Source organism: Acinetobacter sp. YH12112 (genome assembly GCF_013418945.1).
Taxonomy (GTDB): domain Bacteria; phylum Pseudomonadota; class Gammaproteobacteria; order Pseudomonadales; family Moraxellaceae; genus Acinetobacter; species Acinetobacter indicus.
On record NZ_VPBA01000020.1, the window covers coordinates 19,122 to 31,746 of the forward strand.

General features: G+C 48.4%; 12 protein-coding genes. 5 read left to right on the forward strand and 7 right to left on the reverse strand.

The annotated features are described in order from the left end of the window. Positions 1-18: 18 nt before the first annotated feature. Both FTU50_RS08895 and FTU50_RS08900 read left to right on the forward strand, forming a co-directional pair. Positions 19-1,173, forward strand: a complete 1,155-nt coding sequence (locus tag FTU50_RS08895) for a methionine aminotransferase (RefSeq protein WP_180046854.1) — start codon at positions 19-21, stop codon at positions 1,171-1,173. 113 nt (positions 1,174-1,286) lie between these two features. Next, positions 1,287-2,654 (forward strand): MATE family efflux transporter, encoded by a 1,368-nt coding sequence (locus tag FTU50_RS08900; protein WP_005180888.1) that lies wholly within the window; start codon positions 1,287-1,289, stop codon positions 2,652-2,654. Here FTU50_RS08900 and FTU50_RS08905 read toward each other — a convergent pair. Together FTU50_RS08905 and FTU50_RS08910 are read right to left on the reverse strand one after the other, a co-directional pair. Then, positions 2,635-2,790 carry a hypothetical protein gene (locus FTU50_RS08905; protein ID WP_168370814.1) on the reverse strand — a complete coding sequence of 52 codons (156 nt, stop codon included), beginning with the start codon at positions 2,788-2,790 and terminating at the stop codon, positions 2,635-2,637. The two genes, FTU50_RS08900 and FTU50_RS08905, sit on opposite strands and share 20 nt — an antisense overlap. Before the next feature lie 193 nt (positions 2,791-2,983). Beyond that, complete coding sequence (locus FTU50_RS08910; RefSeq protein WP_016658706.1) at positions 2,984-3,823, reverse strand: SDR family oxidoreductase; 840 nt, start codon at positions 3,821-3,823, stop codon at positions 2,984-2,986. Positions 3,824-4,038: 215 nt separating this feature from the next. Here FTU50_RS08910 and FTU50_RS08915 point away from each other — a divergent pair, with 215 nt between their 5' ends. The 3 genes from FTU50_RS08915 (at position 4,039) to phoR (ending at position 7,039) form a co-directional block, all read left to right on the forward strand. Then, positions 4,039-4,740, forward strand: a complete 702-nt coding sequence (locus tag FTU50_RS08915) for a TetR/AcrR family transcriptional regulator (RefSeq protein ID WP_168384468.1) — start codon at positions 4,039-4,041, stop codon at positions 4,738-4,740. A 223-nt stretch (positions 4,741-4,963) separates the two neighbouring features. After that, positions 4,964-5,674 carry a phosphate regulon transcriptional regulator PhoB gene (gene phoB, locus FTU50_RS08920; RefSeq protein ID WP_005180894.1) on the forward strand — a complete coding sequence of 237 codons (711 nt, stop codon included), beginning with the start codon at positions 4,964-4,966 and terminating at the stop codon, positions 5,672-5,674. Between the two features lie 9 nt (positions 5,675-5,683). Then, positions 5,684-7,039 carry a phosphate regulon sensor histidine kinase PhoR gene (gene phoR, locus FTU50_RS08925; protein ID WP_016658705.1) on the forward strand — a complete coding sequence of 452 codons (1,356 nt, stop codon included), beginning with the start codon at positions 5,684-5,686 and terminating at the stop codon, positions 7,037-7,039. A 61-nt stretch (positions 7,040-7,100) separates the two neighbouring features. On the opposite strand, the gene asd is transcribed toward phoR, so the two are convergent. From asd to FTU50_RS08950, 5 genes are all read right to left on the reverse strand, one after another. Further along, a complete protein-coding gene (gene asd, locus FTU50_RS08930; protein WP_005180897.1) occupies positions 7,101-7,952 on the reverse strand; it encodes an archaetidylserine decarboxylase in 852 nt (283 codons plus the stop codon). Further along, positions 7,949-8,791, reverse strand: coding sequence for a sulfurtransferase (locus FTU50_RS08935; protein WP_005180899.1), 843 nt, complete (start codon positions 8,789-8,791; stop codon positions 7,949-7,951). The genes asd and FTU50_RS08935 overlap by 4 nt, the downstream gene beginning before the upstream one ends. A 169-nt stretch (positions 8,792-8,960) precedes the next feature. After that, on the reverse strand, positions 8,961-10,160 hold the full coding sequence (gene pncB, locus FTU50_RS08940; protein WP_087662325.1) for a nicotinate phosphoribosyltransferase: 1,200 nt from the start codon (positions 10,158-10,160) through the stop codon (positions 8,961-8,963). Between the two features lie 98 nt (positions 10,161-10,258). Beyond that, positions 10,259-10,753, reverse strand: coding sequence for an ankyrin repeat domain-containing protein (locus tag FTU50_RS08945; RefSeq protein ID WP_171431540.1), 495 nt, complete (start codon positions 10,751-10,753; stop codon positions 10,259-10,261). Between the two features lie 143 nt (positions 10,754-10,896). Next, positions 10,897-12,411 carry a catalase gene (locus tag FTU50_RS08950; protein WP_005180906.1) on the reverse strand — a complete coding sequence of 505 codons (1,515 nt, stop codon included), beginning with the start codon at positions 12,409-12,411 and terminating at the stop codon, positions 10,897-10,899. Positions 12,412-12,625: the final 214 nt, after the last annotated feature.

Genomic DNA, 12,625 nt, shown 5'->3' on the forward strand with positions numbered 1-12,625 from the left:
TAACGGTAGTCAATGGTCATGCTTGAACTTCAATCTAAACTTCCTGCGCTTGGTGTGACCATTTTTAGTGTCATGACCACCCTGGCTCAGCGCCTGAATGCCCTGAATGTGTCACAGGGTTTCCCCGATTTTCCGGCCCCACCGGCCCTGCTGGAGGCCCTGTGTCAGGCGACATTAGAGGGCCAGAACCAGTATCCACCCGGCGATGGGCTGTTATTGCTCAGAGAACAGCTGGCCACGCAAAAGCAGCAACAGACTGGCCGTTCGTTTGATCCTCACACCGAAATCAGTATTACCGCCGGCGCGACCATTGCCATTTTCTGTGCCATTCAGGCGGTGGTGCAGGCCGGAGATGAAGTGATTATTTTTGATCCCAGCTATGACAGTTATGCTCCCACCGTGCAACTGGCTGGCGGGAAAGCTATCCATCTGGCCTTGCAGCCGCCCCATTTTCAGGTCGACTGGAATCAGGTCAAAGATGCCATTCATGATCGTACCCGTATGATCATCGTCAATACTCCGCATAACCCGAGCGGTACGCTGTGGTCAGCCGAGGACTGGCATACCCTGATTGAGCTGATTCAGGATCGCAATATTGTCGTACTGTCCGATGAGGTCTATGAACATCTGGTCTATGATAGCCAGCAGCATTATTCAGCGCTTGATTTTCCAGCTCTGCACGAGCGCAGTTTTGTGATTGGTTCTTTTGGTAAAACCTTTCATGTCACCGGCTGGAAAACCGGTTATTGCATGGCCTCACCGGCTTTGATGCAGCTGTTCCGGCAGGTTTATCAGTTTGCCAATTTCTGTGGTGTGACCCCGGTGCAAGTCGCACTGGCACAATTTATGCAACAGCATCCGGAACATATTGCTGAACTGGCCGCGTTCTATCAGGCCAAACGTGACCGCTTTCAGGCCGGTATCCAGCACTCCCGTTTTCAGTGGATTCCCGCGCAAGGCACCTATTTCCAGAATCTGGACTATCGCGCCATCCGCCCGGATTTAAATGATCTACAGATGTGCCAGTATCTGGCCGAGCAGCACAAGATTGTCACAATTCCGATTTCTGCTTTTTATCAAACCCCGCCGGATGATTTACGCCTGATTCGGGTCTGTTTTGCCAAAAAAGATGAGACGCTGGATCGGGCCGCAGAGATTTTCTCGGCCTGTTAACATGAGTCAATAAGATCAGCTAAGTTACGCAATTGCTAAGGCTTTTTGCTACAGGCTCATGCTAGGGTAAAGCCATTCATGCACACGATCATAAACCGGTTACAGGATTGCTCATGCCGCAGCATCAACCTTTGGTGAATCAACACAAGCTCTGGAAAACCTTCCTGATTTTCCTGCTGCCGCTGATTGCCACCAATATTCTGCAAAACCTGTCTGGCACCATCAACACTGTCTTTGTTGGCCAGATGATGGGTGTCGATGCCATTGCAGCGGTGGCGGTATTCTTCCCGATTCTGTTCTGTTTGATGGCCTTTGTGATCGGGCTGTCAGCCGGTTCAACCGTGCTGGTCGGGCAGGCCTGGGGCGCGCAGAATATTGAAAAAGTACGCTGTGTGGTCGGCTCGACCCTGTTTATGACCCTGATTGGCGGCACCATCATTGCCATTTTAGGCGTGATTTTCGCCAAATCCATTCTGCTGGCGCTCGGTACCGATCCGCAGGTGATGCATCTGTCGTTGCCCTATGTGCAATGGATGCTGGCCGGTAGCCCGCTGCTGTTTGTCTATATTATTTACACCTCCATTTTACGCGGCGTGGGCGACAGTATTACCCCCTTAATTGCCTTAGGCATGACCAGCCTGATCGGGCTGTTTATTACCCCGGTGCTGATTGCCGGCTATTTTGGTTTTCCGCGTCTGGGGATTATTGCCCCGGCTATCGCCACCATTATTGGTTATCTGGCGGTGCTGATTTTTCTGGCGGTGTATCTGAACAAGAAAAACCATCCGCTACGACCGGATTGGCAATTGCTGAAAAATATTCGCCATCAACCGATCTTGAGCAAGATTATTTTACGTTTGGGCATTCCGACCGGCATTCAGATGGTCACCACGTCGGTGGCCGGTCTGGTAATTGTCGGGCTGGTCAACCGTTATGGCGCTGAAGCCACAGCGGCTTATGGTGCGGTGAATCAGGTGCTGAACTATATTCAGTTTCCGGCGCTGTCGATTGCCATTGCCGCCTCTATTTTTGGTGCGCAGGCGATTGGGGCTGGCAAGTCCGATTTACTGGCCAAAGTCACCCGTACTGCTTTGGGCATGAACCTGATGATTACCGGGATGCTGGTGGTACTGGCCTATTTATTCTCGAAATATTTAATGGCGCTGTTTATTACCGACCCGCAGGTGGTCGAGCTGGGCCAGCAGCTGCTGTTTATTGTATTGTGGTCAATTTTGTTCTTTGGGGCCAGTGCCATTTTCGCTTCGATTATGCGCGCCAGCGGGACTGTCACGGTGCCAATGATTATTAATGTGCTGGCAATTTTGCTGATTGAAGTGCCGTGTGCCTATCTGTTTAGTCAGTGGTGGGGATTACAAGGCATCTGGTATGCCTATGCGCTGGCCTTTGTCAGTCTGTGTATTTTACAGGGTCTGTATTATCAGTTTGTCTGGAAGAAAAAGACTATTGAGGTGTTAATTTGACGGCAGGAGATAGCGCCTGATTAATTTCCTGAATCACCGCTTGCGCTAATTGCGAAGATAATTGAATACCCTGAATCTCAGCGCCAATACGGCCATTAATCGGTTTGACCTGAATATGTTGATAGTCATAGCTCATATTAAATTTCCTTCATTTCTCTTTTGATGTTTTTAAAGGTTTCCACTCGGGATGAGCTGATGATGTCAAAACGGCTTATTCAAATCTGTCAAAAACTTGACAGTTTTATTCTGAATTTCAGATAAATAAAAAATGAAATATGCTGAACAGCCACAAAAAAGCCCGCTTAACGCAGGCTTCTTTAAAATACAGTTTATTTACGGCCTTTGCCCAGCTGGGTCGCCACCGCCATCACCCGCTGATAGCCACTTGGGACAATCCGCTGAATTAAATCAATAGCTTTGGCATCATTGCCAATCAATAAACGGCGTTTATCTTTTAAAACCGCATCCAGAATATCGCGTGCCGCATGCTCTGCCGGATAACGCAATAATTTATTGAAAGAGCGTATCGACTTTTCTGAGTTCATGCCCAGACTGCTGAGGCTGTCATTCATTTTCGCGGCGTTGGCAATATTGGTCCTAATCCCGCCCGGATGCACACACAGCGCACTCACGCCACAGTTCTGGATATCCAGTTCCTGACGCAACGACTCGGTATAACCACGTACCGCAAACTTGGTCGCGTTATAGGCCGATTGGGTTGGCTGCGCAGTAATCCCGAACAGGCTGGAAATATTGACAATATGGCCATCACCAGTCTGTTTGATATATGGTAAAAATTCTTTGGTGCCATGCACCACGCCCCAGAAATTAATCCCGACAATCCACTCCAGGTCTTCATAAGAGGCACCTTCAACGGTCGATCCTAAGGCCACCCCGGCATTGTTAAAAATCATATTGACCGAGCCATGATCCTGTACGGTCTGTTCAGCCCAGTGCTTCATGGCCGCCCGATCTGCCACATCCACCTGCGCCGTGGTCACTCGCACGTTATAATCACTCAGCAAGGCTTTGGTTTTAGCCAAACCTTCTTCATTAACATCACTTAAAGACAGATGACAGCCCTGCTGGGCCAATAATACGGCCAGCTGCTGGCCAATGCCTGAACCTGCTCCGGTAATCGCCGCGACTTTATTTTTAAAATTTTTCATTCCGCTTCCTTTTTATGGATGGTCTTGCTGCGTCCCTCAGGCACGGCAGCGCACTTCAATTTCACCACTCAAATATAATTTTGACAATAATCATTGTCAACACAAAAGCCTGCAGATTTCTGTCTGCTGCGTTCAAATCTGAGTGCCAAACTTCGCACTTAGCGCAAAATCTTGTTAATCTATAGCAATATAGGATGTGAACTGGCCTTTTTACTATGACCGAAGCACAACACCCCGCTCCCCAAAATGCGCAGAATACCCAAAATAAAGAGCGCCAATTTAAAGGATTATCGCTGAGCGAGCGCAAACAGCTACGCCGGGAAAAACTGATTGAAGCCGGCCTGCACGCCTATGGTACGCATGGTTTTTTTGCGGTCACGGTGAAAGATATTTGTACCGAGGCCAAACTCACCGAGCGCTATTTCTACGAATCCTTCAAAAAAAGTGAAGACCTGTTCCAGACCATTTTTTTACAGCTGATTGATGCACTGCAACACAATGTGATGCAGGCCATCATGCAGGCCTCGACCAATCCGCAAAAAATGATTGAAGCCGGTTTAACTGCCCTGCTGACTACGCTCAAAGACAACCCACAGATGGCACGGATTATTTATATTGATGCCATGCTGGTACAGGAACTGCATAATCAGGCCACCATTCAGGAAAGCATGGCGCGCTTTGACCGCATGATTCAGGCCTTTGTCATGCTAATGATGCCAAACCTGCAGCATTCAGAACGCGAACTGTCATTAATTGCCAGCGGCCTGAACGGTTATGTCACCCAAATTGCCATCCGCTGGGTCATGAGCGGCTTTAAGCAGTCAATGGATGAAGTGCTCAGCGCCTGTAGCGTGGTGTTCATTTCCCTGCTCGAACATTTTTCCGAAGCGGAGCCAGAAAGTAGCAAAAAAGCCTGAATCCCTGTCATCAAACTGCAAGAAAAATTAAATATTTGAATCTTTTATTTAAATTTTTTTAAATGAATTCTGGATTCAGCCCATTCTGTACAAAAAATTGTCACAAAACATTGCGAAAATAGCGCTACCTGCCCTTTCTGCAATGATACTGTCATAATTAATCTTTGTAATAAGCCTGTCATAAATATAAACGGTTCACCGTTCACTTATAGGGTATTGCGTTGTGAAAGATGACTACATTTTAATTGTCGATGATGAACTTCCAATCCGAGAGATGATTCATACCTCACTGGATATGGCCGGCTTTCATTGCTTACAGGCCGAAGATGCCAAACAGGCGCATCAGATGATCGTCGATCAACGCCCGGCACTGATTTTGCTGGACTGGATGATGCCTGGCGGCGTCAGCGGTGTTGATTTATGTCGTCGTTTAAAACGTGATGAAAACCTGGCGGAAATTCCGGTGATCATGCTGACTGCACGCGGTGAAGAAGACCACAAGGTTCAGGGTCTGGATGCCGGTGCCGACGACTACATGACCAAACCGTTTTCTACCCGTGAGCTGGTATCACGCATCAAAGCCGTACTGCGCCGTGCCAATGCCCTGAATGGTGAAAAAACCATTGATGCCAACGGCCTGATTCTAGATCCGGTCAGCCAGCGCGTCAGCTTTGGCGACAACATTCTGGACATGGGTCCAACCGAATATCGTCTTTTGGCCTTCTTTATGACGCATCCGGAACGTGCCTATACCCGTGCACAACTACTTGACCAGGTCTGGGGTGGCAACGTATATATTGAGGATCGTACCATTGATGTGCATATTCGTCGTTTACGCAAGGTGCTGGAGCCATTTGGCGCAGACCGCTTTGTACAAACGGTTCGTGGCACTGGATACCGTTTCTCAACCCGTGCGGATGTCGCCTTAGGTTAATCGCTTTTTATGTATGAACCATACCCTGTCCCCGAACTGGCCCGTGACCACAAGAATGTCCGTTACAGCAGTTTGTGGACTTTTGCCAAACAAGATCTCCGTTTACTGATCTTTTTTTTAGTAATTGCAGGTTTTATTGGTCTCGGGATCGAACAGTTCTGGATCTGTATTTTTATTGGCTTTCTGGCGTTTTTCGCCACCCAAATGCGCTCCCTCTATCTGGTCAATGACTGGATTGCCAACCGTCCCTATGATGTCCCCCCCAATTTGCATGGCATTTGGGGGGCTTTATTATTTAATGTCTACCGCTCGCAGCGTCAGGAACGTATTGTCCAGGCCGAAATGGTCGGGCTGATTGACCGCGCTCAGTCGTCACTAGTGGCCCTGGCCGAAGCGGTAGTGCTGATTGATGATAACCATCAGATCGAATGGTGGAACCCGGCAGCAGAGCGCCTGCTCGGCATTCAGCCACTGGATCGTGGTCGCAATATTTTAACCATTTTGCGCCAACCGGCATTTATTGAATATTTTCATCATATTGATCAGGCACCAGATGGCTTGAAAATCAAATCGACCGTGCTGGATGAACACTATGTGCAGGTCAAAATGACCCGCTTTGGTGGCGAAAGCCGCCTACTGGTGGCACATGACATGACCCGGATGCACAATCTGGAACAGATGCGCAAAGACTTTGTCGACAATATCTCGCACGAATTACGCACCCCGCTGACCGTACTGAGTGGCTATATTGAAACCTTTACCGACCAGGAAGACATGAATCCGCGCTGGAAACGTGCCTTTGAACAGATGCAGTCGCAGACCCGGCGTATGAATGCGCTGGTCAATGACCTGCTGCTGCTGTCGCGTCTGGAAAATGAAAAAACCATTGCCAAAAACCAGATTATTGACATGCCAAGTTTGATGAACCAGCTGTTTGATGATGCGCATGCCTACAATATTGATTATGGCCATACCCTAAATCTGGATATCGACAGTCATTGCGACCTGATTGGCTCCGATATGGAACTGGCCAGTGCCTTTAGCAATTTAATTACCAACGCCATCAAATACACCCCGAAAGGCGGCACCATTACCATTGGCTGGCATGATGATGGCGAGCATGGCTATTTTAGCGTGCAGGACACCGGCATCGGCATTGATCCGAAACACCTGCCGCGTCTAACCGAACGTTTTTATCGGGTAGATAGCGCGCGTAGCCGTCAGACCGGCGGTACCGGTTTAGGGCTGGCCATCGTCAAGCATGTCTTGATGCAGCACAATGCCCATTTAGAAGTCGAGTCCAAAGAAAATAGCGGCTCAACCTTTAAGGCCGTCTTTCCCAAAGAACGGCTGTATAGCCTTTAAACCGAATACCCATAAAAATGCCCGGATTAATCCGGGCATTTTTCATTTCAATACAAACAGCTTAAAGGCGATGACCCATGGCTTTGCCCATTTCCACCAGAGAATTGGCCTGATACTGTGCATCCCACTGCATTTTATCCTGTTCAAATAAAATCACTGCGGTAGAACCGAGATAAAAACGGCCTAATTCGGCGCCTTTTTCCAGGAACAGGTCATGCTGGTTCAGCTCCAAACGGCCCGATGGTTTGACCTTGCCGGTGGCAACCGTTTCAATACCGGCCACAATCATGGCACCCACCAGCACCACCGCCATCCGGCCCATCTCGGTATCAAACAGGCAGACCATGCGTTCATTACGGGCAAACAGTCCCGGAATATGTTCTGCCGTGGTCTGGTTCACTGAAAACAGCTCGCCCGGTACATACAGAGTTTCAGTTAAGGTACCGGCAAATGGCATATGCACCCGGTGATAATCCCGCGGTGATAAATACACGGTGGCAAACTGGCCATTTTTAAATGGCTCGGCCAGCTGCGGATCGGCAATCAGGTTTTCAACCGTAAAATTCTGGCCTTTGGCCTGAAAAATTGCACCATCTTCAATTTTACCCAGCTGGGAAATCGCGCCATCAGCCGGAGAAACAATGCTGTTCGGATCGGCATCGACCACACGCACCCCATCTTTTAAGGCACGGGTAAAGAATTCATTAAAGGATTTGAATTTCAGGGCATTGCCTTGCTCGGCAATCGACATATCAATTCCGTACTGCATTTTAAATGCCTGAATTACTGCATTTTTCACCATCGGGTGTTCACTGGCAGCAATTTTACCCACCACACGAGACAACTGGTGCTGGGGTACCACGCGCTGGGCCTGAATAAATAATTGTTTTTTTAAACGAGATGTGAGGCTCAAGACGGCAACTCTCCGGTAATGATAGGACTGTCGAGGCGATTGCCCCATTCACTCCACGCACCTGCATACGCCCGGATTGGCCAACCCAGTAAACGGCCCAGAATATAGGCCAGACCGGAACGATGATGAGACTGGCAGTACACCACCACCGGTTGGCTTAAATCAAAGCCAAGTTGTTCCAGACGTTGCTGCGTGCGTTCTAGCGGATGCAATTTTAAATGATTTTCGCGGTCAAGGGCAGTACTCCACTCGAAATGTCGGGCGCCCGGCATGTGACCGCCGCGTCGCGCCGCCAGTCGCTGTCCGCTATATTCTTCTGCAGTGCGGCAATCCCAGAGTTGCAGTTCAGCACTTTGTACCTGCTCTAATAACGCATCATATTGAATTTGATACTGATCATTCAGCTGTACCGGCACCAAATGCTCAACCGGCGCAAAGCTCGGCAGCTCCGACGAGGTCGGCAGACCGGCCGCCAGCCAGGCATGAATCCCACCATTGAGCAGGCTAGTATTTTCAAAACCTAAACAATGTAAATTCCACAGCAAACGCCCGGCCCAGGCTCCGCCTTCATCGTCATAGGCCACCACATGATGCTCAGGGGAAATATTTAAATAGCGGATCAGTTCTTCCAGGCCGTCCTGCTCCGGCAATAAACCCGAAGCATACTCTTCCTGACGCAGCAATAGTTTTGGCTTTACATGTAGCGCATGTGGAATATGCAGCTGTTCATAGACCGAGTTGCGGCTTAAATCGACAATACGTAATTTTTCACTGCCTAAATAGGGCACCAGGTCTTCGGCTTCAATCAACAGACCGAAATTGATCGTGGCATCATTCATCGTGGTTGTATGTTTTATCACTATCCTTGTCCCTGATGTTAGCACAAGTCATTTTTAGGATTATCCTGAATTTCTGCATTCCTTGCGCAGAAAAATGGATAGAGGTCAACCCGCCATCAGGGAGAGGACGAGGTCCAGCCTTTGTACTGGACCTGGCCTGTATTTTTGCTTATTCCTGAATATCAAACACCTGACGCAAATAAGCGAGGAAGGTGTCGTTGTCGGTCATGGTTTTGCCCGGACTGTCGGAAATTTTGGCCACCGACTGACGGTTACATTCCACCAGCTTTAACACAATATTCAGCGGAGTTTGTCCCATATCATTGGTTAGGTTGGTGCCAATCCCGAAACTGACCTGAAAGCGGTCTTTAAAGTAGTTGTGTAGCGCCCAGGCTTTTTCCAAGGTCAGGCCATCACTAAAGGTCAGCATCTTGGTTTTGCTGTCAATTTTCAGCTTTTTATAATGGGCATAGGCTTTGTCGCCCCAGCTATACGGGTCACCACTGTCATGGCGCAGGCCATCAAACAGTTTGGCAAAATACAGGTCAAAATCACGCAGGAAGGCATCCATCCCGACCACATCGGTCAGGGCAATCCCCAAGTCACCCCGATATTCCTGTACCCAGGTTTCCAGCGCCGCTTTCTGGAAGTCACGTAAACGCACATCCAGCGCCTGAAAGGCCTGTAAAAATTCATGCGCCATGGTGCCAATTGGAGTAATGCCAAGCTGTTTGGCCAGCAGCACATTGCTGGTGCCGCGGAATACACCCGGCGCGGCGGCATTAATCTGCTGCACCACATGCTTTTGCCAGGCAAAGCTGTAACGGCGGCGTGTACCAAAATCCGAAACCAGAAATGGCGGATCTTCCGGATTCTGCTCGGCGGCATATTGCTGCACCAAGGCCACTTTGGCCTGTAGACGGCGTTCACCTTCGGCCAGCACCTCGTCACTGCGAATACGGCTGAAATACAGCTCATTGACAATGGCCAGCACAAAAATCTCGAACATCATGGCCTGAACCATCGGGCCTTCTACCACAATATCCAGACGCCCTTCACTGTCGATGCCGGCACGAATAAAACGGCGCTTGAGCTGGAACAGTTCCAGATAATCGACAAAGTCGCTTTTGATAAAGCGTAAACTGCGCAAATACTGCAGTTCATCTTCGCTAAATTTCAGGCGGCACAAATGATCCAGCTGTGCATTTAAATCATCCAGAATATCCGCCAGTGGATAGACCGTATCTTCCAGATTACGGCAGCGGAAATGATAGACACTGTGGGTTTGCGGGAATTTATGTAAGACCACCTGTAGCATGGTAAATTTGTACAAGTCGGTATCAAGCAAAGAGTGGATGATTGGTGCCATAAGAGTTCGTTTTTGCTGTACTCCTTGCATTAAAGCATAATTTTTACAGCGATATTTAACCTTTTGTATCGACCATTGGGTAAGAACCTGGCGCTCGGCTAGTCCTCACTCAGCTTCTGAAATTGCTGCTGTTGGCCAAATACCCGGGCAAATTCTTCGGCAGTCAGCTGGCCAGTCTGGACCGCGTGAGCATCACAATCGACCTGACGTAACTGCCGGGCAATACCCCACTCGGCTTTTACAATGGCTGCCATTAGCGCGGTATGACCTTTCTGGTCACGTGCACAGCGGTCGGCGCCATAGGCCAGCAAGGTGCTGACAATTGGCTGATGGCCATAATACGTCGCCATCATTAATGGCGTAAAACCGGCCGAATTACGGACATCGACCGGAAAACCGTGCTGTAAAAATTCCTGAATCACGTCATGCTGGCCACTGCGGGCAGCCGCAAAAAACAGATCAATCAGCTCTTGTGCGGCAGATGATGCTACGGTTTGGCTTGTGGCCGAGAATGAATCTGCTTGTGCCCAGGCTGGTGCTGCGCCTACTCCCAGGCTGAACAGTCCGGCACAGAGCATGGTGAAAATACGCATCTTGCTGCTCCTGTCTGAATCGGCAAAATAAAGAGGTGCCTGTAAAACTCCCCCTAGGGTGCAGGAAAGGTTTGGAGTTTTACAGGACTTTTCGGAGGTGATGCGCTATACCCTAGTCACCAGTTCCTCAAGACCAATCGAGATTAGTCTTTTAATTTTGCAGCTTTAGCTTTAACCGTCGCCAGGTTACCGTTCACCGCTTTGGTCATACGGGTACCGTAGTCTGCATCTGCCTTGTAGAAATAAGACAACATGATGTGCTTGGTTTCTGAATCTTTCACTGCACCTAAGTCAGCAGCCAAGTTCATGATCAGGTCATCTTTCTCTTTAGCTGTGTATGAACGGTACAGCTCACCTGCCTGCTTGAAGTTCTGCTCTTTCACGCCAATTTGCTGTACATGACCAGATAATGGTGTTTGTACCGCACGTGCTTTTTCAGTGGCAGCTTTTGGCTCTTTACGGCTTGGCTCATAGTTCACATCTGAGTCACGCTCAGATACATTCATGTAGCCATCCTGGTTATTGTTGTTCACATTTACCACTGGACGGTTGACTGGAATCTGCTGATGATTTGCACCCAGACGGTACATTTGTGTATCTGAATAAGAGAAGATACGGCCTTGTAACAGACGGTCTTCTGATGGCTCGATACCTGGAACCAGGTTACCTGGCGCAAATGCTGACTGTTCAGTTTCATTGAAGAAGTTCTTCGGCATACGGTTCAGGGTCAAGGTACCGACTTTAGTTTCTGGAACCAGCTCAGTTGGCCAGATTTTAGTTGGATCTAGCGGATCGAAATCAAACTTGCCCAGGTCTTTAGGATCAAGCACCTGAATATACAGATCCCATTTCGGGAAGTTACCTGCATAGATGTTGTTATAAAGATCATTGGTCAAATGGTTGAAATCTTTACCTTGCTGCTCAGCCGCTTCTTTCACGTTCAAGCCCTTCACGCCTTGTTTAGAACGGAAGTTGAATTTCACGTACTTGTATTCGCCTTTGTCGTTATACAGTTTGTAAGCGTGAACCCCAAAACCGTCCTGTTCGCGGTAGCTGGTTGGAACACCTTGCTTGCCGTATACATAGGTCAGCATGTTGGTTGCCCATGGCTGGCTCGACAAGAAATCAAACACACGGTTGGCATCTTGTACGTTAGTCACCGGGCTTGGCTTCATGGCATGAATGAAGTCTGGGAATTTGATCGCATCACGGATAAAGAAGACCGGTGTCTGGTTACCGACCAAGTCCCAGTTACCTTCTTGTGTGTAGAACTTCACTGCGAAACCATGTGGGTCACGTAGGGTCTCTGGTGAGCCTTTACCATGAATTACGGTAGAGAAACGTAGGAAAACTGGAGTTTTAGTACCGGCTTTGAACAATGAAGCAAGGGTCAGATCAGATAGGTCTTTGGTTGCAACGAATTCACCATAGGCACCCGTACCACGCGCATGTACCACACGCTCAGGAATACGCTCACGACCAAAACGTTGTAATTTTTGAACTAATTGTACATCTTGAAGTAAAACGGAACCATTTGGACCAGCAGTGATCGAGTTCTGGTTATCCCCCACTGGCGCGCCGTTATCTTTAGTTAATGGGGCAGCTTGTGCGGCTGTGACAGTTGCAAGCATTGCAACCAGTAATGAACGCTTAAACATTTCTAAATCTCTCAATTTATTACCTTTCCTGCATGGGCTAAGATACTCGAGAGTAAAAAATAGATAAAACTGATAATTTTTATAAATTCAATCGTGTTTTTAGATTATTTAAAATATTATCAAATATAGTCAATAGATTAGAATACATTTTAAGCAGAGCTAATCTGCAGACTTGCTGCGGTTCTTGTACAATGCACATAATTTTCAGTTTTTG